Source organism: Celeribacter baekdonensis, from assembly GCF_003047105.1.
Taxonomy (GTDB): Bacteria; Pseudomonadota; Alphaproteobacteria; order Rhodobacterales; family Rhodobacteraceae; genus Celeribacter; species Celeribacter baekdonensis_B.
Genome location: NZ_CP028477.1, coordinates 37607 through 61456, shown reverse-complemented (window position 1 = coordinate 61456; position 23850 = coordinate 37607). Strand labels below are relative to the sequence as shown.

Genomic DNA, 23850 nt, shown 5'->3' with positions numbered 1-23850 from the left:
GGTTTATCGTTCGAAATCAGCGCTTCTTGTTTGACTGGGACAACACCGAACCGGCAAGTGCCTTTGTCTTTTCAGAATAGCGATCGCTGCGAAGTACCTTTGAAGCGAGATCTTCCATATTCGCACCTGTTTGTCGATTGGTATTGGACTGAGACAACGCCGAACCAGCAAGCTTGCGGGCAACCTGTGACGAGCCAGGTTTGAACAGGGTGTCTGCTGCAAGCGAGGCAACCTTGGTTGAAGTTCCTTTACGATTCACCGCCATAATAACCTCCATGTGGTGTTTGGTTTGCTTAGAGAGTCTAGATGTGGGCTTGGAGCCAACTGTCCGCAAGCTTCACTAGTAAAAAATCAAAATTATAGCCTCGCCTCAAAAAGGTCCGGCGTGTCTTCGTCCCGCCGCCTGCTCATTCCTTCGCCGAGATGCAAGCATGGGTGTTTGATGCGCGTCAGACCTCTTCCGCCCTCGAAATGGACCCATCCACCTCTGGGCATGCCCACACTTACGATTGGCGCCCCACATATTGGACAAGTCCGCCTGAACGATGCGCCCCTCTTGCTTTCACGGTCGCCCCGAACTGCCCAACCGCCGCGGACGGATACCGTGCGCCCCGTTGAAAGGCGGCGGGTGTGTGCTTTACGGTAATACCAACGGTCCGTCATCCCAGCCCCCTTCTTTCCTCGACCCGGCTGCCGCTTGGGGTTGAACGCACGTAGAAGCCTTGTGGAATAGCCTCTTGCACCAGCCCCACATGGGATATTAGGCCCACGGCACGACTTCCCTCTGTCAGCGCAGCTAGAACTTGGATCACCTGATCCAGCGTGCCCGCCCCATTCTCGGTGTCGAGGCTCCCGAAGCCTTCGTCGATAAAAATTGTGTCCATCCGGATCTTGCCCGAAAGGCTCTCGACCACATCAGCTAGCCCAAGCGCGAGGGCCAGTGCCGCGATAAAGGTCTCGCCGCCTGACAGCGTTGCTGTCGGGCGCGCCTTGCCAGTGTTGATGTCGAAGACCTCGATTTCGAGCCCACGCTTGCCGCGGCCGCCAGATGCCTCAAGCCCGCGCGCCAGCCGGTAGCGACCACGTGTCATAGGGTCGAGCCGCATATTCGCCGCCTCGAGAACCTGGTCGAACATTGCACCGATCGCGAAGGTCTCGAGTGTCATCTTGAAATCGTTCTTGCCGTTAGCCAGATCGGCCAGCCCCCGGAGCGGACCGGTCTCGGTTTCAAGCCGCTCGGTTTCGGCCAAGGCCGCGGCAAGCGATTCCTTGAATTTTGTCAGTGACGATACATCCGTTCTCGCTGTGGCGAGTGCAGCGTTGGCCGCGTTCAAGGTCTGGGTGGCGTCTGCCAACGCCAGCTGAAGCGGGGCAAGATCCGGGCGTTCACGATCTGCGCAAGCGGCTGTGGCGTTCTGCAATGTCGTGCGAGCAGCGATCAATCCATCGCGGTGATCGGCCACCTTCTTGCGGTCGGCGTCGAGAGTCGGGAAATGCCCTTTGCAAGCATCATATCCCGCTTTGTCCATCCCGACTTCGGCAAGCCGCGCGCCAAAATCACCTTGCGCCTTTTTCACGCGCTGCTGCTGCGCGTCGCGCGCCCGCCTAGCTGCTTCAAGCTGCTCTTGCGCACGGGTGAGCGCGTCACTGGCGGCTCGGTCCCGTTGCGTCGCCACTTCCAGCGCCTCGGAGAGTTGCCTTTGCTCTCTCTGCAAAGCCTCCCTTCGCGCGACAACCGCCTGGAGCGTGCGCAGCCCTTCCGGTAAGGCCTCAACCACTGTATCGCGCTTGGCGCGCGCTTCGGCCAGAGTGGTCTCAGCCTGTCCTGCCGCAGCGCGCGCCTTAGCCTCGGCAGTCTCGGCTTCGGTCACTTTCCGCTTCAAATCCGCCAGCTGCTCCGCCATCGCGTCAAGGGCGATAGCCTCTCCAAGCGCGTCAACAGTGCCTTCCAGCCGTACGATTTCCGCTTCGAGTTCCACCAACGTGCGCTCAGGGCGTTCCTGTTCGTCCAGCGCGCGTTTCTTTTCGTCTAGCCGCGTTCGGCAATTGCCGAGTTCGCTTTCCGCCCGAACCCTGGCTTCGGAGGCGATTCTCGCCTGAACCTGAGCGCTCCGAAACGCTTCTGTCAAACCAGATTGTTCAGGCGCACCATGGGCAGGCGCCGGATGATCATGGGAACCACAGACAGGGCAGGGCGCCCCTTCGGTCAACTTTTCCGCGAGAATGATCGCTTGCGTGCGCGAAAGCCGTGCCTCGGCTTCTAGCAAGCCCGCGTCAGCGGTTCGCGCCGCGTCGGTTCTTGTCGCCAATTCGTTCGATGCCGCTTCGACTTTTCGTTGAGCATCTGCGACAGCTTCTTGCGCCTTAGCATACGCCGCTGCCTTGACCCTTTCTCGGTTGAACTCGGCCAGCTCACCGGTCAGCTGGCCTCGCTCCGTTTCGGTCTTTCGCGCTTGATCAAGCGCCAGATCGGTCGCATCGCGCTGAGACTTGAGCTTCTCTCGGGCATCAATGGCCTCGGTCAGAGCCTTCTTCGCTGAAGCTTCGTCCTTTACAGCGTCGTCAAACGCGCTTCTAAGATCCGCTGCCTGCCCGACCTGCTTCTCGATCGCCTCCAACCTTGTCAGGTCAGCCTGAACTTGTTGCCGTCGGTCCTCGCCAGACTGTGCCTCAGCAAGTTTCTTTTCCGCCAACTCCTTCGCGCCAGTGGCGATGTTGAGTTCCGCCTCGGCCTTCGTGACAGCCTCCACCGCTTTCAGGCTATCCTGCTCCGCATTGCGCCAAGCCGTCTCAAGATCACGGGCCTGCAAGGCATTCCGGACAGCCTCAACGCGCTTGGCTAGCTCTTCGACCTCGATCGTTTTCTTTTCTAGATCATCGACAGCCTGCTGTGCCGTGTCGGCAGAAGAAAATGCCTTTTCGATTTGCTCGCCTTCGGTCAGAGCTTTACGCGCAGCTTCGTTTGCCATCTCCGCACCACGCTGAACGCCCTGCTTTTGTTCGACTTGGGCTTCGGCTGCGACAATCCCAAGTTCAAGCGCTTCGGCGCTCTCGAACCCGCGCTCCTCGAGTCGAGCCAGGTAGAGCGCACGCTGGTCGCGCAACGCTCGTTCTGCCGCTGAGGCTTCTTCCTTCAGCCTTGCGGCGAGATCGCGATAGACCTTCACGTCGAAGAGATCCCGCAATATCTCGACCCGCGCATCCGTTTTTGCGGCCAGGAACGTCTCGAACTTGCCTTGCGGTAAGAGCACGATCTGTCGAAACTGATCCGCCCCGTAGCCAAGCAGCGCCTCGACCTGCTGCCCTACTAGCGAGACCTTCTTTTCCGCAATGACACGGCCGGACTGACTCGGACCAAGAGTGTCCACCGGAATCCCGGTGACGTCGAATAAAGAGGCTTCCGCCGCGTCCTCAGTGGTCCCTTCACCGCGTGCCTTCGGACGTTCCTGCGCCGGACGACGACGGATTAGGTAGGCCTTGGTGCCCAGCTCAAAGACAAATTCGACTTCGGTAGGTAGATCCGAAGCGGCGTGATCCGAGCGTAGTGAACGTGGTTCCTGATCGGTCTTGGTTGGTGCCCCGAAAAGCGCGAAAGACATCGCCGAGAACAACGTCGACTTCCCAGCCCCTGTCTGGCCGTAGATTCCGAACAGCCCTGTCTCCAGCGCGGAGCGAAAATCTACTACCTCGGTTGTCGCAAATGGCCCGAAGGCTTGAAGCGATAGGCGAATGGGTCTCATGTCTGCTCCTCCCCGGAGGCTCCTGCGTGGAGCTTTTCCGCGACGATCGCGACTTCGGTGGCGTATGGTTCCCGGCCGAGCACAACTTTCACGAAGTTGCCAATCATCTCGATTGGCGTGACCGCGGCCCGCCCACTGCCGAGCACCTTGGTCTCCGCAGCGCGCTCCTGCCGGGCATAGGCCAGATGGCAAGCATTGGGATAGGTCGCGCGTAACCGCTTCATCGGATCGATCAGAGGGTTTTCATCCGTCAGGATCGCCTGGATGAAGTCATCAGACGGCGTTCCTTCCAGAAGATCCGAGAATGCCCCGGTAAGCGAGCGAACCTGCCGGATCGGTCGGAACGGTACGGTGCGGATCTCGGCCCCTTCAGCCTGCAGATCGACGACAGTCATGGATTTTTCGTTTCCTGCCTCGTCGAACCCGAAAGCGAGCGGTGCGCCGGAGTAACGAATATGGCTCGCGCCGACTTCCTGCGGCTTGTGCAAATGTCCTAGTGCAACATAGTCCGCCCCGTCGAAGACATTGGAGGGAACAGTTTCGATACCCCCGACTCGCGTCAGGGCGCGCTCGGTCTCGCCAACCGCACCCCCCGCGACGAAAGCATGGGCCACGACGACCCAACGCGCCCCATCAGGCACCTGCCTCCTCGCCGCAGCGATCTGAGCGGCAACGACTTCCGCTGGCGCATCAATGCTTTCATCCCCGAACACCTCGCGTGCGGCGTATTCATAGGAAAAGGGCAGTGCGGAAAAGGCGATCTCGCCTTGCGGGTCACGCAGCACCAGCGGCGCCTCTACCGCGTCGGCAATCCCGCGCACCAGCACACAAGACGCGGTGGAAAAGACAGACATTGCCTCGATCCGGTCGCCAGAATCGTGGTTTCCAGAGATCATCACCACAGCGGCTTCGGTCTCCTCCGCCACGCGCTTGAGGAAACGATTGAACTGCCGGATCGACGAATTGGGCGGCGAGGCACGGTCAAAAACGTCTCCGGCGATGACAAGAACATCGACCCGATCGGCCACAAGCGTTTCAAGGATCTGACCCAGGATAACCTCGTGATCCTCCTCAAGGCTCAACCCCATGAACTGCCGCCCCAAGTGCAGATCCGCTGTATGAAGTATTCGCATCAGATCAATCCACATTCTATACGTATAGTAAATGTATGGACTTTGTGAGCCGAGTCAAGTACTGCTTCGTGCATGACCCTAGAAGACCTCAAACACGCGCAACGCGAGCGAATTTTGTTCCTCGACCAATGCCTGACCTGGAGGGGTCAGGCGAACCGTCGTGACTTGATGGAACGATTCAATATCTCTATGGCACAGGCTGCCGTTGACTTTCGAACCTATCTCTCGCTGACGAATACGCCGCCAGTCTACGATGCTGGGGATAAGGCCTACTTCTCGACCGGCGACCACTGCGCATTGACTGATGCTGGCCCGAAACAAGTTTTCGAATTGCTCGATGGCAAGGCTGCATCGCTTGGCGCGAGCATCCCGCTTCCCACTCGCGTGATGGATTCCACCATCGTCGCACAGCTCTACCGCGCGATGAAGGGCGAACGAGACATCCAGATCACCTACACCTCGATGACAAGCGGCCTCTCCGACCCTCAGTGGATCAGTCCAGTTCAGTTTCATTTTGACGGAGAGGCAATTTATCTCCGCGCCTGGAGCTATAATCACGAAGCGTACCGCGATTATCTCCCAATACGAATAACGAAACAAACCCAGCTGGAAACGCGGGAGCGGCCTGCTCCCCTGCCTTTTGACACGGACTGGAACAGCTTGGTGCGCTTGTGGATACGCCCGCGTTCAGATCTATCCGATGCACAAGCGCGAGCCGTCCGGCTGGAGTACGGCTTTGACGAAAAGACGCACTTACTCATCGAAACGCGCAAGGCGCTCGTGTTTTATGTCGTTAGACGATGGCGACTGAACCAGGAAAAGGCGCGTTTGGAATTGGAAACAATTGAAGAGGTGGATGCATGAATGGGCCCTTCGAAAGGTGAAGTTCTGACCAACTCCGGAATTAATCTTTAGGAACTGAATAAGATGCCCCATTCGCTTTTCGAAATTCGCACAGTGGCGTTGCTCGCTGGAAGCGAGTGATAGGAATGGGTCGAGCAAGGTCAATAGCACCGACCTTGGTCAAATATTTTTCAGGTTTCACTCTGGCATCCTGGGGGTTGGGCGGCGACAAAACAGTTCATAGACGAGCGAGGCGAGACGCCACATGGCGATAATTGATCCCGACACCAACCAGCGCGTCCCCTTGGATCGCGATCTTGCAGAGCGATATGCGAAAGAGGTGAACGCTTTTAACGCGACCGAGTGCCAGCACGAGCGCAGCGAACTTCGTCGTGGCTTCAACAAGGGCGGCGGACCAATCGTCAAAAAGCAGTGCCTCGACTGCGGCTTGCTTCTGGGCAACCCGGTGAAGCGCACGACCGAGACTGAGCTATTGCCCGAGATCGACGAAGCGCAAAACCCGGCCTACGAGGCGAAGCGGAAGGGCGAGTGGGACACAGTGCGCCGCCGCTACGTCGCCGTCCAAGAGAGCCGGTGGCGCGGCAGTGTGGAGGGCAAATCATACTTCCAAAGGTCTCATGCCGACTATCTGGCATCCCACGAGTGGGCTGATCGGCGATCGCTAGTGATGGATCGTACCAATGGCCTATGCGAGGGGTGCCGCAAAGCGCGAGCAGCCGAGGTACATCACCTCAGTTATCGCAATTGGGGTAACGAGTTCCTGTTCGAACTAGTGGCATTGTGTGGTGACTGTCACGACCGCATCCACCGCTTGAATGAAGACCGCGAGACGGGTTGCACCGGCTGCGTGCACGCTGGGGACGATGGCGAGTGGTGCCATCAGTTTGGCATGCCCTGTGGCGCCGCTTTAATTCCTGGTGGAGCCTGCGGCAGCAACCGACAGGGTTTTGTGGACGCAGAGCAATATGGGTGAGCGCACTACAGTTGTCGCCTACTGCACTTCGCACACCTGTCCTTTGGACGATGCACAACGTGACCACAGTCATCCTCCCAACAGATCCTCGATGAAATCCTCCTGCCGGTCGAGCGCCGCCTCCCATTCCTTCGGCACGGCCGCTTCCCGCTCGAGCGTCTCGGGCTGATGCTGACCGCGCCTGGCCTCCATCGCCATCACGCTCATAGCTCGCGCCTCGCGGCGCCGTGATCGATCCCGGACAGGCGCGCGTTCGGCTGGTTTCGCCTGCTCGTCCGCGCCGACCTCGTCACCACCGTCGCTACCCCAAGGCCCCACACCCTGCACGCTCGGCGGATAGGGGAAGGGCTTGCCCTCCTGTCGTGCCAGCATCTCCTTGAAGAATGGATCGTCGTAATACTTGATCCGGCTCGCCTTGATCGGGTGCTGGGGCGAGGCGAGGATGATGACCTCGTCAGGATCCATCAGGCGCGCTTCGGTTTCAGAAAGCAAAGGCCGCTCTTCCAGACGCGCCGAGGTCGAAGTCGCGCCAAGGAAGCCCTTGTTGCGGCCATACATCCGGGTGACCGCCTCGCGGGTGGTGCTGCCGACCGCGGCGGAGACCTCCTTCACGGTTCGCTGGTCGCGCGGGGTGATGTAGAGCTTGAGCCCTGCCCCGTTCTCGAGGCTCTCGCGGCCTTCGGGTCCGTAGATCCGGTCGAGCGAGGCCAGCGACTGCGCGATCATCGCGACGCGGCCGCCATAGCTCGCCAGTGAGTGGATCGCGCGTTCGAGATAGGGCATCGCCCCCATCTGCTGGAATTCGTCGATCATCATCATGACCGGCCAGGGCTCGTCCGGGCCCGGTTCATTCAGCCGGATAGAGGCGATGAGATCCGCGAACATCAAGCGCAAGAGCGGCGCCAGCGTCGCGATGTGATCTTCGGACACCGCGATGTAGAGCGACTGTGGGGTCTTCCTGAACGTCGAGAAATCGAAGTCGCTGTCTTGCGTGGCCGAGCGCACCGCCGGGTTGTCCCATTGCTTGAGACCGGCGGTCATCAGAGCCTGGATGTTCGAGGTCAGGAGCCGCGAGGAGGCAGAGGCGGCATTGGTCCAAAGCTCGCGCAGGATGTCTTCTTCGGCCTCATCGGCGTAGGTCTTGTACTGGGCATTCTTGTACTCGCCCCCGGCCACGATCTTGTTCACCTCGCCAAGGTTCGGCGTGCCACGCTGGATCGCCAGCAAGCAGGCCGCGACGAAAATCGACTTGCCGGCCTCAGAAAAGGTGTCGAGGGTCTTGTTGTCCTTGTCGAGGAAGAGGTCGGCCAGGATCGAGACCTCGGTGAAACGCTGCGCGAAGCTCGGGGCCTTGGCGATCCGCGCGAGCGGGTTGTAGCGATGCGTCGCATTGGCCCAATCAAACGGGCTGAAGCGATAGACCTCGTCGCCGTTGAGTGCCCGCAACCGCGCGGTCTTCTCGAAGTTCTCACCCTTCACGTCGAGCACCACGACCGAGCCCGCGAAGCTCAGGAGGTTCGGGATCACGAAGCCGACGCCCTTACCGGCCCGGGTCGGCGCCACCATCATCACGTGCGGGATCGTGGTCGAGGAGATGAACTCCGCCTTCGAGCTCGGCGCACCGAGCTTGCCGCAGACGAAGCCTTTGCCGGGGGTCTGCAGCATGTCGTTCTTCTTCAGTTCCGCCTTGGTCTGCCAGTGGGCGGAACCGTAATCGTCCCGTTCCTTCTTCCAGGTCCAGGCCAGCGCTAGGGCACCAAGCCCGATGGCCCCGAAACCGACGGTGCCAAAGCCCACCTTGAAGGCCTCGGGATGTGCCGCGCGCGTGCCCGCGCTCGCCTTCCAGAGCGCCAGCATGTCGAAACTCTGAAATCCGGTTTTCAGGGCAAGGGTCAGGTAGAAGGCGGCAACGATGCTGCCGATGACAGCGCCGCAGATCACACCGAAGAGAAGTGCGGCCCAGAGGGGAAGTGTCTTGGTCATGGTGGTCATCTCCCCTTTAGAATTCCATCTCGTCATCGAGACCGCGGTCGCGACCCAGCTCCTGCGCCTCTTGCTGACCGCGCAGCCGCGCCACCTCTGTCGCCTTGTCCTGCTGCAACCCGGCGGCGCGATCGGTGAAGACCTGATCACCCGTTTCCTCGAAGGTCATCTCCAGGAACTCCTGCGTGACGGTGATTTGATCGAGCTTGCTCGGCAGGGCCGCATCCAGCACCTCGTAGTTGCCGCGGCGAAGTTCGGCCAAGCCTTCTTCGCCCAGTTCCTTGAAGAGCTCGGATTGCAGGGTCCGCTCGACCACCTCTTCCTGCGCCTCGGTGAGCTTGCCATCGCGCAGCATGTCGGCGAGGTCCTGCAGGTAGGGATTGGGCGTCCGGTCGTCCGCATCAATAAGCGGCAGGATCTCCTCCTCCTCGTCCGCGAGGGTCCGACCGATCTCGACGCCCAGTTCCTTGGCGCGTTCCATCAGCGCGTCCATCACGCCGTCGACCTTTTCCAGTGCAGCGTCGAGTTGGTCGTCACTCGCGGTCTCCACGCTGAGACCGTCCTTCGCCAGCACCGCGTTCATGTCGCGCTCGACCCAGTCCTGCGCCATACCGTAGTTCCGCGTGCCACCCGCCGCGATCCGGGCCACCAGCTCCTCGCTGTCCATGCCTGCTTCCTCGGCGCGCTCGAGCACGTCACGCAACCCTTCATCATTGCCGGACTGCAGCGCGGCGATCAGCACCTCGCTGCCCGCCCCCGGCGGATAGGGTTCTTCGAGCTGCTTGCCAAAGCGCGCGCGCAGGTCCGGGTCCGGCACCATCTGCGAAAGGTCCGCGATGATCGGCGCGGCCTTGGCTTCAAAAGCGGCCCGTTCGGCCGGATCCAGTTCCTCGGCCTTGAGCCTGAGCGCCTCGATCGTGCGCTCGGAATAGTCGATCGCATCACCGACGGTCTTGATGTCCTTCATGTCTATCTCTCCTTCGGTGAAGTTCCACGGCGTGCCGGAGCCAAGCCCCTCCGCCATGCCGCGTACGGCGCGCGCCATGTGGCGCTGGTCCATCCGGTCCAGCAGGTCGGCGAGGTTCTTGTAGTCCTTGGCGAAGCCCACCACCTGCGCCTGCGCGATGGCGGATTCCTGGGCCGTCATGACAATTTCACGCGGCAGGCGGGCCTCTTCCTTGGCGCGGTAGATCTCCTCGATCCCGGCTGGCCTCTCGAAGATGCCGCGCTCGAGCCGGGTGGTGGCGTCGAGGATCACGCCATAGCGCTCCGCGATCTCGGCCTGCTTCTCCCGCATGAGCTGCGGCGACATCACGCCCTCGGCCCAACACGAAAACCAGGTGCCGTTTTCGACGCCGCGATTGTTCAGGATGATATGGACGTGCTTGTGCGCCCGGTCGTCATGCAGCGCGAGGACATAGTCCCACTGATCGCCATATTCGCCGCTCTCGAAGAAATGCTCCGTCCAGTCCATCGCGATGTCGCGCACCTGGTCGACGGTCACATCGGTCGGGAACGAGAGCAGCATGTGCGAGGTGAAACCGAGCTTGGTCGAGCCGCGCCAGGTCCCGGCCCAGTCCTCGATGATGTCCTCTTTCTGCTCCTCAGAAAGCACCGCCGCATCGGTCAGAGCGTTGGTCATCGTCGAGTAGGTGTAGATGGCCTTGTCGTTGATGTAGGAGATCTGCGCCCCGAGCGAGGCACGCGTCTTGCAGCCCCCTGCCCGGATCCGTTTGAACACCGCCGCGCGGCTCTGGCCCGACGCCGCCTTCAGCGCATTGCGCGCCGACAGGGATCCGACGCGCGCGAAACTCCGGCCCTGCCGACGGCCCGCCAGCCGCGCGTCGATCCGCGCCGCGGCCTGGCCCCGGATGCGCTCATCCTCCCAGAGCCGACCCATGACCGAGGCGTAGAGGGCGAGCGGATCAGCCATTTCGAGAGTTCCGGTTCGCGAGCGAACGATCATGCATCGGCGTTCGCGTTCGAGGCTTGCCGAGAGGCAGCGAACCCCGATCCGATGTCGAACCGGAACTGTCTAGCACCAGCCTCAGACCGCTCCCGATCACGCGCGGGTCATCCTCCAGAACCACGCCATCCGCCCCCTGCTCTTCTTCTTTTTCCGGCCACTCCTGAGCACGCAGCGCCTGCGCCGCATCCTTCATCTCGCCCATCTCTCGGCTCATCCGCCGCGCCAGATCAAGCAGTTCGATCAGCACTGCGCGATCCGCCTCCGAGACCTCCAACCGACCGCGATGCACCGCCTTGGCGAGCGCCAGTCCAGCGTCACTCACATCCTTCGCCTGACGCCATACGTCGCAGAATTCCGCGACCAGGTCGCGCGGCACATCGAGGAACCCGCACCGCCCGCGCAGCACCGCATTGAGCGCCTGCGAGCGGTTGGCATAGCCCCGATCGCGCCACTCCGCATCGAAGGCGTCCAGCTCGGATCGGCTGGCCCGGAACGCCACCGTTTCACTCGGATCGCGCACCGCAATGCCCTCGCCCGCCTCTTCTTTCGCGAGCCGATTCACATGGCGCGGAGAGATGCCAAACACCGCCGCCAAATCCTTCGCGCTCTCGCCCGCCGCATAGCGCCGCGCCACTTCGATGCGCTGTTCAAGCTTCAGGTTTTTCGCTGGCCTCGGCACTAGGACGTTCTCCCGCTTCCAGGGAAAAGATGCATGCGCAGACGCACGCGAGGCAGCGATTGCCCGCAATCGCGTTCGCGTGCGGCGGAGCATTCAGCTTTGCGGGAAACGCCCATCTTCAGACCCCTCGGACAAAATGTGCAAACATTGGCCATATCCTGCCAACGTCTTACTTCTCTCCTTCGCTTATACGTCAATACATCACATTGTGCAATATTACGTTTTGCATGTTGTGTCTTTTTGCTTGAAATAGGGCGCGTTCAAAGCCGCCGCGCAGCGTGACATGGAACGGTGCAGCCCGCATCGATGCAGGACAACCAGGTCGAAAAAGCTGCCAAAACTTGTGTTCAAGACGCACGCGACGACAGGCAAACCGAGCGCCCGAGCCGATCACGGATCGGGCGTCAGGAACACGAAAATGGCCCGCGCGAGATGGTGCGGATCACGCCCACTTAGGGCTTCATGAAGCTTGAACGAAACCGCGTCTGACCCCTGCGGATCCGAAGACCCGCAGGGGTGTCTGGGTCACTGACCCAGTCCCTGAGAGCGCAGGCCGTCGTAGCGGCCGCGGGCGATCAGCGCCTCGGTCTCGAGGCTGTCGAGCGTCTCGGGATGGGCGTCTTCATCGAAGGCGGCAAGGTAGGCCTCGAAGGCCATGTCGGCTTGCAGTTCGGCGAGGTCGATGGATTGTTCGAGTGTCATGGTGTGATCCGGCCCAACGATCGTCGCCCAAACGGATCGTGGAAAAGACCGGGGGAATGAGAGCGGGCTGCACCCGGCACGGGGCGGAATGAAATGGAGCACGCCGGTGGCAGGTTTGTTGTGAGCGATGCCCCGCAGCGCTCAAGGCGCAGCCGTCCAGAAACCTGCCCCGGCGTTGCCGACCGCTCGACCCCGGGCTAGCGATCTGAAAGGCCAACAGGTCGACGGAAAGGCGCGCGGTGGTGACCCCGGTGTGAGACGTTGCCCCGGGATGCATGACGATGATTTTGCGATATCGTTGCCTGCGGCAAAGGGCGAGGTCGCCGCCCCTGGGAGCCTCGCAAAGACACCCCTGGCGCGGGTTGCTCGACCGACGGAAGGGGTGCGCTTGGCTCGCTAAGTGGGCTCCCAGTTTTCCCTACTGACTTTCGGTTCAGCCTCCGCCGCGCGTGATCCACGCTGTCACTGAACTGAATGATCGGAGTCGCATCCGCGACCTATCCGGTCTGACGACCCGCCTCTGCGTCCGCTTCCGAAATATGCCGCGTTCTTCGGACATCGGCTTTTTGGCCCGCCCATCGGGCGCACCCAAGAACGAGAAATGGCCAGACCGCCGAAGCGGTCTGGCTCCTGGCTTAGGCGGCGTCTTTGGGACCCCAGGGGATGATGGCCTGCAGGGACAAGTCGTCCTGGTTCGCTGCCTTGCCGAGGTTGGCGTTGAAGCCGTGGTCGCGGATGGTCAGCGTGTAGTAGTCTGCGCCGGTCTCCTTGTTCTGCTTCTTCCAGATGCCGCCGCACTCGACCAGCTTGCCGCGCGGGGAGCGGCCGAGGACGCGATGCGTGGGGGCCATCGGGTTCGTGCTCGCGACGGGTTCGACCGTGATGTCGAGGTCAAAGGTCAGGGTCGAGATGGAGCCTGTGCCCTTGGCGGTTTCAATGTCGGCGCTGGTGAATTTGATGCAGTTCGTGGTCATTGCTCTTCTCCTTGTTTGCGTTGCAATGATGGTCACCTTGCAGCTGGCCAAGGCCCGGCCACACCGGAGGCGAAGCGCAGCGGAGAGGGGCAGGCACCGGTCTTTTTGCCTCGCGAGGAATGGCCCACCCCTGTTCTTTGGTGGGTCAGGGGAAAAAGATCGGCGACAACCTTTGTGGACGGGACGACAGCTGCGACCAACATGTCATGCAACTCAGACATCGGGAGAAGTGCGGGGGCCATGAACGAAAGTGGAGGAACCGCTGAGAGAGATGCCAGGGGCGGCGTCATTTCTGCCCTCTCGCCCCGAGCCGTACCCGGACGAGTTAGAGCTTTGCCGAGCCCTGCCCAACGTGTCGCGACGGCTAGCATCCGTGCCAACGCGATGTGTGTCATCTGACAGGCCATCCCCAAGAAGACCGTCGAGGCATCTGCATTTGGCGCGGTTCATCCGGGCGTCGAACGGAACAGACAAGCGGTTGCGATAGCTAGCTGTTTCCTGCATCGCGCTGACTCCCGGCCCTCTGCCAGCTACGACCAATGCAATCCGGTGGTCGTCGAACATCGTTTGTAGCCGGCAATGACAGCGCAGAACAGCGTATCGGGCAAAGCGAGGACTATCACGGGCTGGGACGCGCGGGACGAGGCCATTTAAGACACCCCCCGCCCCAGCGACCGTTACCGGAACGGCCGCGATGAAGCGTTGCCACGACCATGCGACGGCTGGTCGGGCTGGCTCCGGAGGAGAGTGCCCGGCCAGCAGCACGTCGCAGGGAGAGGCGACGTTTCAGCTCGGGGAGGGCGGCTGCGTGCAGCCGACCGAGTAGGGCGCGGTCCTGATCAAAAGGCAGGAGGGGCCAAGATCTTACCTTGATATTGACTGCGCCTAGAACAGATCTCAGAAAGGTGCATTGCGTAAGCCTCTTTTTGTGTCACCCTTCCTCGTGAAGTTGGCGCTGGCTAAATCCGCCACACTTTCCAGCAGCCGCATGTTCTGTTATTGTTCTCATTCGAAACCGTATTCCGATTCCCGAGTGTACCTCAGATGTGCAACCTCTACTCCCAGACAAAGAGCCAGGACGCGGTGCGTCACCTGTTCGACAACATGCTTGAGCAGGACGAGGATCTGGTTGACGCTACTGGGAACCTCCCTCCTTTGACCGACATCTGGCCTGACTATCCAGCACCGATCATCCGGCATGGTGAGGGCGCTGCCTGGGCGCTGACAATGGCCCGTTGGGGCATGCCGACCCCTGCGAAGTTCCTCGAAGGCAAACGTACCGACAAGGGTGTCACCAATATCCGCAACGTCGGCTCTCCCCACTGGCGGCGCTGGCTCGGTGTCGAACATCGCTGCCTCGTGCCCTTCACGAGCTTTTCGGAGATTGACGGGCGCCGGGGTGCGCCGCGCAATTCGTCGGTCTGGTTCGCTTTGGACGAGGATCGGCCGCTCGCCTTTTTCGCTGGGCTGCGGACGGAATGGACCTCGGTGCGCAAGCTGAAGGAAGGCGAGGTGACAGCGGAGATCTTCGGCTTCCTGACCTGCCCGCCCAACGCCGAAGTTGCGCCGATCCACCCCAAAGCCATGCCCGTCGTCCTCACGCAGCCCGAGGAATGGCGACGTTGGTTGACCGCACCGGCCGAGGACGCCCTGAAGCTGCAGCGGCCCCTGCCGGACGGGATGCTGAAGATCGTTGCCGAGGGGGTGCGCGAGGATGCGGTTTGAGTCCGCTCCGAGCGAGCTCTTTGCCCTGGTCCGGCACCGGGTCCATGAGGCGGAAGGTCCGGGACGGCGCAGCTTCGCTTTGTTGCAAGCCGCCCGACACACCGAGGCCCTGATCTGGATCATTCCCGGTCATGCCCCGCACCAGCCAATGCTCCGGGGTCTGCCCGAAGGCGTCGGGGAGCGGCTGCATCTCATTCGCCCTGCAAACGAGACCGATCTGCTCTGGTCCGCGGAGGAAGCGCTACGATCCGAAGGGGTCGGACTGGTAATCGCGGAGCCGGAAAAGCCCCTCTCCCTGATCGCCGGGCGACGCCTGCAACTGGCCGCGGAAGCTGGGCGAACCACCGGGCTCATGCTGATCCGTGAAGGCCAGGGCAGCAATGCTGCAGAGACGCGCTGGCATTGTACCCCGATTGCGGCGGAACGGCGGGACTCGACTCTGCATCAATGGGCTCTTATTAAGAACAAAAGGGAAACATTAAGAGCTTGGACTGTGCACTGGAATGGTAAGACGGCTGCTGTCGATCCGGTTTCCGCGGCTTGCAAGCGACACGAGCCAGCGGAGACGTCCCGTTGAGGGACCGTTCGCCCTGATCCATAGGTCAGGGAATGCCGATCATGTGCATTGTCTGAACCAAGCCGCCGAGACGCGGGGATTGCGCCTCGGCATGGCGGCGGCCGATGCGCGCGCCATCTGTCCCGAGCTGATCACGCGGCCCGCCGATCTGGCGCGAGAGGCGGCCGCACTGGCAGGCCTCAGACGCTGGGCGGGGCGTTATTCGCCGATGGTGGCGCGCGACGGCCCAGACGGGCTTATCGCCGATATCTCCGGTGTGCCGCATCTCTTCGGCGGCGAGACTGAAATGCGGGCCGACCTTCATGCGCGGCTGGAACGGGTCGGCCTGACCCTCTCGAGCGCCATCGCCGAAACCCGTGGCGCAGCCCAGGCGCTGGCCCGTCATGGCGGCGGCATCCTGCCCGAGGGCGGGGCGAAGGAGGGTATCGCGAGCCTACCCGTCTCAGCGCTGAGGATCGGGAGCGATGTGGCGGAAGGTCTCGCCCGGATGGGGCTGAACAGGATCGGCGATCTCACCGATCTGCCGCGTGCGCCCCTCGCGCGACGGTTCGGTCCGGCTCTGGTGCTGCGTCTCGACCAGGCGCTCGGCCTTCAACCGGAGCCGGTCTCTCCCGAGGCGGACGCGCCGTATTTCGGGGTGCGGCTGACCATGCCGGAACCTATCGGCCTCGAGGCCGATGTCATGTCGGGCCTCGCGCGCTTGCTAGGCCGACTCTGCAGCACACTTGCCCAACACCATCGCGGCGCACGGCGGCTGCGGCTTGAACTGCACCGGGTCGACCGGGAAACCGCGCAAGTCGAGATCGGGCTGGCCCGGCCGATGCGTGATCCCGAGCGGATTGCGGCGCTCTTTGCAAAAGGCGTGTCGCAGGTCGAAGCTGGGTTCGGGATCGAAGCGCTGCGCCTCGTTGCCCATGTGACCGAAGACCTGCCACCTGAGCAGATCGGCGGACCCCGAACGATAGACCGCGAGGACGCGCTGGCCGATCTCTTCTCGCGGCTCGGCAACCGGCTGGGCTTCGACAGGGTCCTGCGGCTCCTGCCTGCCGCCAGCAAAATCCCCGAGCGGAGCTTTTTAGTAGCACCGGCCGCCTACAGCGCAGCTGAATCTCCGCCGCCACATCGTGGACCAGATCGACCGATCATCATCTTTCCGCCTGAGCTGGTCACGACGAAAGGGCTTGGACAGCCCGGCCATCCCCCCGCCCGGTTCGCCTGGCGGCGCATGTCTTTCACCACGCTCCGTGCGGACGGACCGGAACGGATCGCGCCGGAATGGTGGTTCGACGATCCGGCCTGGCGCTCGGGCCTGCGCGACTACTGGCGGGTAGAGACCCAGGAGGGCCCACGGCTTTGGCTCTACCACACGCCACAGGCCCCGACCTGGCCCGCGCAGAGCTGGTTCGCGCAGGGAGAGTTCGCATGACCGGCTATGCGGAGCTCTGCGTGACGAGCAATTTCACCTTTCTGACCGGGGCCTCGCACCCCGAGGAACTGGTTACGCGTGCCGCCGAGTTGGGCCTGAGGGCCATCGCCATCACCGACCGCAACTCGGTCGCGGGCGTGGTGCGGGCCTTCTCGGCCCTGAAGGAACTGGCCCGCCTGCGCGAGGAGGCCCGCGCCGCGAGCGAGGGGGCCGAGGCCGGTCCGGTGATCCGATCCCGGCAGGTGACCGATCATTCCAGCCGCCAGACGATGCAGCACATGCCGGCAGGCGATGCCCCCCGAATTCGGCCGGACATGGTGTTGCCGAAGCTGATCCCGGGCGCCCGGATCGTGCTGACCGACAGCGAGGTCGACTGGCTCGCCCTGCCCACGGACATTGCGGCGTGGTCGCGGCTGACCCGGCTTCTGTCCCTCGGCAAGCGGCGAGCCACGAAAGGCGAATGTCATCTGACGCGCAAGGATTTGTCGGAGTGGGGTCAGGGCATGGTGCTAATCGCGCTACCACCCGACCCGATGGAGCACCCGGTCCGAGCGTGTGCCAGTGATCTGCGGCATATGCTGCGCACCTTCCCCGGCCAGTGCTTTCTTGGCGCGGCCCCGCGCTATGACGGCCGCGACCCAAGCCGCCTCGACCAGCTGGCGCGGATCGCCCAGGACACCGGCCTGCCGCTGGTGGCCCTTGGCGAGGTGATGATGCATCGCTCGTCTCGGCGTCCGCTAGCCGATGTCCTGACCTGCCTACGGATCGGCTGCACCGTCGACACGATCGGGGAGCGTCGGCTGACCAATGGCGAACACCGGCTCAAATCCCCGGACGAGATGGCGCGGATGTTCCATCGCTATCCGGCAGCGATCCGGCGCACGCTGGAGATCGCCGACCGCTGCGCCTTCCGGCTGGACGATCTGCGGTATCAATATCCCGACGAGGCGCGGGACGGCGAGCCCGCGCAGGCGCGGCTCGAACGGCTGTCGCGGGAGGGGCTGCATTGGCGCTATCCAGAGGGGCCGCCCGCCCGCATTGTGACGCGGGTCGACAAGGAACTGAAGCTCATCGGCGAGATGGCGTATGCGCCGTATTTTCTGACGGTCCATGACATTGTGGTGTTCGCGCGCGCGCAGGGCATTCTGTGCCAAGGCCGCGGGTCGGCCGCCAATTCGGTCGTCTGCTACCTGCTCGGCGTGACCGAAGTGCCCCCCGAGAGCATCACCCTGATCTTTGAACGCTTCATCTCAAAAGAGCGCGGCGAGCCGCCGGATATCGACGTGGATTTCGAGCACGAGCGGCGCGAAGAAGTGATCCAATGGATCTACGAGCAATACGGACGCCATCGCGCCGGGCTAACCGCGACCGTGATCCATTTCCGCTCACGTGCCGCGATCCGCGAGGTCGGCAAGGTCATGGGGCTGAGCCAAGACATAATCGCGCGGCTCTCGGGCCAGATCTGGGGCTGGTCGTCCAGCGCCCCGGGCGACGATCGAATGCGCGACGCCGGGATCGATCCGGCCGACGGGCGCGTGGCGCTGGCAGCAAAGCTGATCGGCGAGATCATTGGATTTCCCCGGCATCTGAGCCAGCATGTCGGCGGCTTCGTGATCACCCATGGCCGGCTCGACGAGCTCTGCCCAATCGAGAATGCCGCGATGGAGGATCGCACCATTATCGAGTGGGACAAGGACGATATCGACGCGCTCGGGCTCATGAAGGTCGATGTGCTGGCGCTCGGCATGCTGACCTGCATCCGTAAGGCCTTCGGGCTGCTGGAGGATCACCGTCACCTGAAGCTGAGCCTCGCCAATGTGCCATCCGAGGATCCTGTGGTTTACGATATGCTCTGCAAAGCCGATGCGGTCGGGGTCTTTCAGGTCGAAAGTCGGGCGCAGCTCAACTTCCTGCCGCGCATGCAGCCGCGAAAATTCTACGATCTGGTCTGCGAGGTCGCCATCATCCGCCCCGGCCCGATCCAGGGCGGCATGGTTCATCCCTTCATCAACCGCCGTCAGGGCAAGGAAAAGGTCGAAGACCTCGGCCCCGCCATGATGGAGGTGCTGGGGCGCACCTATGGCGTCCCCCTCTTCCAAGAACAGGCCATGCAGATCGCGGTGGTCGCGGCCGGCTTCTCGGCGGGCGAGGCGGACCGGCTGCGCCGCTCACTCGCAACCTTCAAGCGGATGGGCACCATTGGCGCATTCCGCGAGCGGTTCATCTCGGGCATGTTGGCCCGCGGCTATGAGGCGGGGTTTGCGCAGCGATGTTTCGCCCAGATCGAAGGCTTCGGCAGTTATGGCTTTCCGGAAAGCCATGCGGCGAGCTTTGCGCGGCTGGTCTATATCTCGGCTTGGCTGAAGCGCCACCATCCGGCGGTTTTCACCTGTGCCCTGCTGAACAGCCAGCCGATGGGCTTCTACGCCCCCGCGCAACTCGTCCGCGACGCGCGTGAGCATGGCGTCGAGATCCGGGCCGTCTCGGTCAATCATTCGGCCTGGGACTGCACCCTCGAGCCACGCGGCGACGGAACGCTGGCGTTGCGGCTCGGGTTTCGGCAGATCAAAGGCATGCGGGAGGAGGATGCAGTCTGGATCGAGGCCGCCCGCGGCAACGGCTACGTGGACGTCGAAAGCCTGTGGCGCCGGGCTGGTGTCAGGCCGGTCGCGCTGGAACGGTTGGCGGAAGGGGATGCCTTCGCCTCGCTCGGTCTCAATCGGCGCGATGCGCTCTGGGCCGCCCGGGCGTTGCGAGGGCCAAAGCCCCTGCCCCTTTTCGGGGCCGACGGTGAGGGCGAAGCGGAACCGCAGGTTACGCTGCCGGCGATGACGCTCGGGCAGGAGGTGATCGAGGACTACCTGGCACTGCGGCTTTCTCTGCGCGCCCATCCGATGGAGTTGCTGCGGCCGCGCTTGCCGGACAGTCTGCCGCATGAACGTCTGGATCGAACCACCGGGCGCATCACGGTGACGGGTCTCGTGATCACGCGGCAACGGCCTGGCACGGCCTCGGGCGTGATCTTCCTGACGCTGGAGGACGAAACTGGCGTGTCCAACGTTGTGGTCTGGAGCCGGGTATACGAGACCTTTCGCAAGGCGGTGATCGCCGGGCGGCTTCTGCGCGTCACTGGCCGGATCGAACGCGAGGGACAGGTCGTTCATGTGATCGCCGAGCGGATCGAGGACATCTCGCCGATGCTTTCGAGCCTTGGGCGACCGGCCACCGACGCAGGAGGTCGCCAGCCCGGTTCAGTAGGCCACGCCACGTTCGGCGGCCGCGGTTCAACGGCCCGGCATCCGCGTGAACAGGGAAAGAAGTTGTTTCCAAGCCGGGATTTTCACTAAGGCGTGCCCTCATATCGGTCGCAATAAGCGGGGCCAATATCGTGACCACTGGAAATGCAGACTCAATTGGCAGGACGGGTGCCGCAGCAGATGACCTCAAGGCAACGACAATCAAGTTTCCCCTTGAATGCTTCAGTCCAAAAAATCAAAGGTTGCTTCAACGACAAGGCCATCGAAACAGGCGGAACACATTTTGATTGAACTGAAAATCGAACTTATTGGCATCAAACCACCCATCTGGCGCCGGATCTTCGTGCCGAATGATATCAGCTTGGACATCCTGCATTCCGTTCTTCAGGGCGCTATGCCGTGGCAAGACTATCATTTGCATGAGTTCGAGATTGGCGAGGACAGGTTCGAGGCCCGCGACGAGAGTGACGATAGCTGGGATCCAAACGATGGCCGGAAGGACGAGAAGAGGTTTACTCTTGGAGAGCTGGTCAAGAAAGGCAGTCAGTTCACATATACTTACGATTTCGGCGATAGTTGGCGACATCTCGTCACTGTCGAGAAGGTTGGCAAATTAACCGGAAGACCAGATCAGGACTTTCCCGCCTGTGTTGCCGGAGAGCGCGCGTGTCCGCCAGAGGACAGTGGCGGGCCCTACTCTTACGAAGAATTTCTCGACGCGCTGACCGACAAACACCACCCGGAACATCGTGATACAAAGCAATGGGCTGGCGCGTTCGAACCGGAAGTGTTCAGCGTGCAGCAAGCCAATGCAGCCGTCGGTGCGATGTTTGTTTGGGCAAAAGAGCGCCGCGATCGAAAGTGAAACCTGGCTCTGGTTTGGCGCAGCTGCTTCGACATGGGCACAAAGCTTCAACTTTTCGATCCGAATGACAGAGTGTCTTCTCAGCCCTTCGAGGGCATCCCCGCCCTGCTTCGCTGGTGAGCTTCAGAGCCGACAACAGCCAACCCCTTCGAGAGTGTCACAATTTGTCCATCCTTTACGGACTATCTCACAGGTTTTCACAGAAACAAGTGGTGGTCTCTTTAAAAATATATCATTGTGTCGCTTATGAGCGGACAAGAACACGAAAAACTAAAGAACCTTCTTGAGGCTGTCCCCACGGGGTTCCTCGTGGACTCCGTCTGGCTTGAGCACCACGGGATAGGCCGGCGTTCGTCCTACGCCTATGTCCAACGCGGCTGGCTAGAACGCCTTGGCCGCGGCATCTTCCGCCGCCCCTCACCAAGCAGCGCCACCACGAACACACTCGACTGGAAGACCTGCCTGCTCTCGCTCCAGCACATCATGCACTACCCTGTCCATATCGGCGGGGTGACGGCATTGAGCCTGCAAGGCTATGCGCACTATCTCTCCCTCGGAGACAAGAGCACGGTCTGGCTCTACGGCTCAAAAATTCCCAACTGGCTCGAAAAACTGCCGCTCAACGCCGAACTCCGCCCACGCAGCGTATCGCTGTTCTCCGATCCGGAGTTGGGTGTCGCTGACACACTAAATAATCTCAACGAGACAGCATCGTCCCTGCCATGGGACTGGAAACTGGTGATGTCCTCGCCGGAACGCGCGATCTTTGAGGCGCTGGACGAGTTGCCGGATCAAGAGAGCTTTCACAACCTCGACATGGCGTTCGAAAGCCTGACGACGTTGCGCCCGAGAACCCTCGCGGCGCTGCTCAGCAGTTGCAAGAAGATCAAGGTCAAACGCCTGTTCTTCGTGTTCGCCGACCGCCACGACCATGCCTGGCGCAAGCGACTCGATCCGGAAGAGTTCGACCTCGGCAGCGGCGACCGCGCATTGGTTAAAGGCGGCAAGATACATCCGCGCTACAGGATCATGGTGCCCGAAGAGTTTGTAAGAAAGGAACGTGGTCATGGCGCGTGAAGACTATGCCGCCCAAGTGGCCCTGCTCGTGCGCATACTGCCGTATGTCGCAAAGGAAGAGATATTTGCGCTGAAGGGCGGGACGGCCATCAACCTCTTCTATCGCGACCTTCCGCGCCTCTCGGTCGATATCGATCTGACCTATCTGCCTGTCAAAGACCGCGCCGAAAGCCTCGCCGAAATCAACGACGCGATGGACCGGATTGCCGCCGCCATCGAAGACGGCATCACCGGTGCCAACGCGCAGCGTATTGCGGGCGGTGGCGGCGGCGCCACACGCGCGCTCGCACGCCTCGGTGCAGCCGAAATCAAGATCGAAACCTCCCCTGTCACCCGCGGCGTCGTGCATGATCCGGAACAACGCGAAGTCTCGGAAGCCGTCGAGGAAGAGTTCGGATACGCGATGATGAACATCGTCTCCTTCGAGGATTTGTTCGGCGGTAAGCTACATGCGGCCGTCGATCGCCAGCACCCGCGGGATCTCTATGACGTCAAGCTCCTCTACGAGAACGAAGGGTTTACCGACGAGTTGTTCCGCACCTTCCTGATCTATGTGGCGAGTTCACCGCGCCCGCCGCATGAATTGCTGAATCCCAACCTGATCAATATCGATCAACCCTATGCGCGAGAATTCGAGGGCATGACGAAGGAGGCGGTCGACCTTACGGAATTGATCGCAACGCGCGACCGCCTGATAGGCGACATACAATCCCGAATGGATGAAGACGCGAAGAGGTTTCTGAGAACCCTGCATGAAGGCGATCCCGACTTCGACGCGATCGATCGCCCTCAAGCGGCCGAGCTTCCGGCGGTCAGATGGAAGCTGATCAACGTGAACAAGCTGAAAGCAGAAAACCCCAAGAAGCATGCCGCCCAAGGCAAAGAGTTAGAGAAGCTCCTCGGCTGAAGATGGATCAGAGATGACTGATTTTGAGAACGATCCCGATCATGAAGAATGCTTGGTCACGGTTGTTGATGTGCTCGGCTTTCCAAGAGGTCTGCGGGCCGCCCCAGCTTCGAGACAGCCACTTCCAGCGCGTCAATCTTGTCTTCGCGCGACAGGGAAAAGTAAGTTTGGCTTTCTGTCATTGCGATGACGCGAGCGCGCTAAGTTCCTTGGCCAACCAGGTTGGCGCACAGGCGCGAAGGCTCAGAAGCTCGCGCTGCTCCTCTTCGTTCAGCGTCGCCTTGATACGCCTCAATGCCTGAGCAGCTTCGGATTTGCCGAAATAGGCGAGCGCCCGAAAGGCGTACCCGGCACGACTGATGGGTGCTCGAAGCTGCCAGCTCGGCACATGTTTAAGCTCGACGCTTTGCACTCCGAGTTTCAAATGACGGCTCGGCCCGGAGGTCCAATACACTTGACGGGAAGGATTCTGCGCCGAAATGCCGAGCAGGTTCGCTGCCGACGCTCCGCTTTGCGACACGCGCTCACCGGTTGATTTCGCAATGTGCTCAACCACGGCCTGAACCGAGGGCGCCCGGTTCCCGAAGCGGGTCTTCACAGGCGACGCGAACAATCCTCGCCTCACACGCATAAGCTCCCCTCGCCGCACCAGCCGCGACAGCGCCTGATCGACCGCCGCACGCTCTCCGAGGTGCAACAACTCCCGCGCCGACAGGGTCGCACCCTTCGGCAATGCTTCAGCATAGGCCTTGATCGCTTGGGATGTGGTTTGCATGATCGCCTCCAAGTGTCAGATATGTAGCTTAGTTTCTGACCGCTTCAAGCCTAAGCTTCCGCGGCTCACGCTGGGCCTGGAACAGATCGCACAATGAAGCCGCCGTCCCAAAAGTGTTCAGGCAAAGGAAGGATTCGTGACGATAGGAAATCATGACCAATTGGGTTCACGCGGTCAGGCTCACAAGAGCCAAGCAACGTAAACGGCCCTTAGCGGACTTTGAC

18 protein-coding genes are annotated in these 23850 nt (G+C 61.7%); 9 read left to right on the top strand and 9 right to left on the bottom strand.

The window, feature by feature from the left end:
* Window positions 1-16 precede the first annotated feature (16 nt).
* The 3 genes from DA792_RS21825 to DA792_RS21815 all read right to left on the bottom strand — a co-directional run bounded on the left by DA792_RS21825 (window position 17) and on the right by DA792_RS21815 (window position 4873).
* A complete protein-coding gene (locus DA792_RS21825) occupies window positions 17-265 on the bottom strand; it encodes a hypothetical protein (RefSeq protein WP_199908216.1) in 249 nt (82 codons plus the stop codon).
* Between the two features lie 394 nt (window positions 266-659).
* On the bottom strand, window positions 660-3740 hold the full coding sequence (locus tag DA792_RS21820) for an AAA family ATPase (protein WP_107722897.1): 3081 nt from the start codon (window positions 3738-3740) through the stop codon (window positions 660-662).
* Window positions 3737-4873: an exonuclease SbcCD subunit D gene (locus DA792_RS21815; RefSeq protein WP_074646983.1), complete on the bottom strand. Its 1137-nt coding sequence runs from the start codon at window positions 4871-4873 to the stop codon at window positions 3737-3739. The genes DA792_RS21820 and DA792_RS21815 overlap by 4 nt, the downstream gene beginning before the upstream one ends.
* Before the next feature lie 72 nt (window positions 4874-4945).
* Here DA792_RS21815 and DA792_RS21810 point away from each other — a divergent pair, with 72 nt between their 5' ends.
* Both DA792_RS21810 and DA792_RS21805 read left to right on the top strand, forming a co-directional pair.
* Window positions 4946-5737, top strand: coding sequence for a WYL domain-containing protein (locus tag DA792_RS21810; protein WP_107722896.1), 792 nt, complete (start codon window positions 4946-4948; stop codon window positions 5735-5737).
* A gap of 244 nt (window positions 5738-5981) precedes the next feature.
* Window positions 5982-6710: an HNH endonuclease gene (locus tag DA792_RS21805; protein WP_107722895.1), complete on the top strand. Its 729-nt coding sequence runs from the start codon at window positions 5982-5984 to the stop codon at window positions 6708-6710.
* A 69-nt stretch (window positions 6711-6779) separates the two neighbouring features.
* Here DA792_RS21805 and DA792_RS21800 read toward each other — a convergent pair whose 3' ends face one another.
* The 5 genes from DA792_RS21800 to DA792_RS21785 form a co-directional block, all read right to left on the bottom strand.
* The gene (locus DA792_RS21800; RefSeq protein WP_107722936.1) at window positions 6780-8693 is read right to left on the bottom strand and encodes a type IV secretory system conjugative DNA transfer family protein; all 1914 of its coding nucleotides are present in this window, start codon (window positions 8691-8693) and stop codon (window positions 6780-6782) included.
* A gap of 16 nt (window positions 8694-8709) precedes the next feature.
* Complete coding sequence (locus DA792_RS21795) at window positions 8710-10626, bottom strand: relaxase/mobilization nuclease domain-containing protein (RefSeq protein WP_107722894.1); 1917 nt, start codon at window positions 10624-10626, stop codon at window positions 8710-8712.
* The gene (locus DA792_RS21790) at window positions 10619-11341 is read right to left on the bottom strand and encodes a helix-turn-helix domain-containing protein (protein ID WP_107722893.1); all 723 of its coding nucleotides are present in this window, start codon (window positions 11339-11341) and stop codon (window positions 10619-10621) included. The genes DA792_RS21795 and DA792_RS21790 overlap by 8 nt, the downstream gene beginning before the upstream one ends.
* Window positions 11342-11866: 525 nt before the next feature.
* Window positions 11867-12043, bottom strand: coding sequence for a hypothetical protein (locus DA792_RS22510; protein ID WP_199908217.1), 177 nt, complete (start codon window positions 12041-12043; stop codon window positions 11867-11869).
* A gap of 635 nt (window positions 12044-12678) precedes the next feature.
* Entirely contained in the window at window positions 12679-13017 is a 339-nt protein-coding gene (locus tag DA792_RS21785) for a DUF736 domain-containing protein (RefSeq protein WP_107722892.1), read from the bottom strand.
* A gap of 1044 nt (window positions 13018-14061) precedes the next feature.
* On the opposite strand from DA792_RS21785, the gene DA792_RS21775 reads away from it, so the two are divergent.
* The 7 genes from DA792_RS21775 to DA792_RS21745 all read left to right on the top strand — a co-directional run bounded on the left by DA792_RS21775 (window position 14062) and on the right by DA792_RS21745 (window position 22851).
* Window positions 14062-14742 carry an SOS response-associated peptidase gene (locus tag DA792_RS21775; protein WP_107722891.1) on the top strand — a complete coding sequence of 227 codons (681 nt, stop codon included), beginning with the start codon at window positions 14062-14064 and terminating at the stop codon, window positions 14740-14742.
* Complete coding sequence (locus DA792_RS21770; protein ID WP_107722890.1) at window positions 14732-15319, top strand: ImuA family protein; 588 nt, start codon at window positions 14732-14734, stop codon at window positions 15317-15319. Before DA792_RS21775 ends, DA792_RS21770 begins: the two co-directional genes overlap by 11 nt.
* Window positions 15246-16745: a Y-family DNA polymerase gene (locus DA792_RS21765; protein ID WP_107722889.1), complete on the top strand. Its 1500-nt coding sequence runs from the start codon at window positions 15246-15248 to the stop codon at window positions 16743-16745. Before DA792_RS21770 ends, DA792_RS21765 begins: the two co-directional genes overlap by 74 nt.
* A complete protein-coding gene (locus tag DA792_RS21760) occupies window positions 16742-20092 on the top strand; it encodes an error-prone DNA polymerase (protein ID WP_107722888.1) in 3351 nt (1116 codons plus the stop codon). The genes DA792_RS21765 and DA792_RS21760 overlap by 4 nt, the downstream gene beginning before the upstream one ends.
* Window positions 20093-20219: 127 nt before the next feature.
* On the top strand, window positions 20220-20867 hold the full coding sequence (locus tag DA792_RS21755) for a plasmid pRiA4b ORF-3 family protein (RefSeq protein WP_107722887.1): 648 nt from the start codon (window positions 20220-20222) through the stop codon (window positions 20865-20867).
* A 246-nt stretch (window positions 20868-21113) separates the two neighbouring features.
* Window positions 21114-21944: a type IV toxin-antitoxin system AbiEi family antitoxin domain-containing protein gene (locus DA792_RS21750; protein WP_107722886.1), complete on the top strand. Its 831-nt coding sequence runs from the start codon at window positions 21114-21116 to the stop codon at window positions 21942-21944.
* Window positions 21934-22851 carry a nucleotidyl transferase AbiEii/AbiGii toxin family protein gene (locus DA792_RS21745; RefSeq protein WP_107722885.1) on the top strand — a complete coding sequence of 306 codons (918 nt, stop codon included), beginning with the start codon at window positions 21934-21936 and terminating at the stop codon, window positions 22849-22851. The genes DA792_RS21750 and DA792_RS21745 overlap by 11 nt, the downstream gene beginning before the upstream one ends.
* A gap of 178 nt (window positions 22852-23029) precedes the next feature.
* On the opposite strand, the gene DA792_RS21740 is transcribed toward DA792_RS21745, so the two are convergent.
* Window positions 23030-23626 (bottom strand): DUF6088 family protein, encoded by a 597-nt coding sequence (locus DA792_RS21740; protein ID WP_107722884.1) that lies wholly within the window; start codon window positions 23624-23626, stop codon window positions 23030-23032.
* Between the last annotated feature and the right edge of the window lie 224 nt (window positions 23627-23850).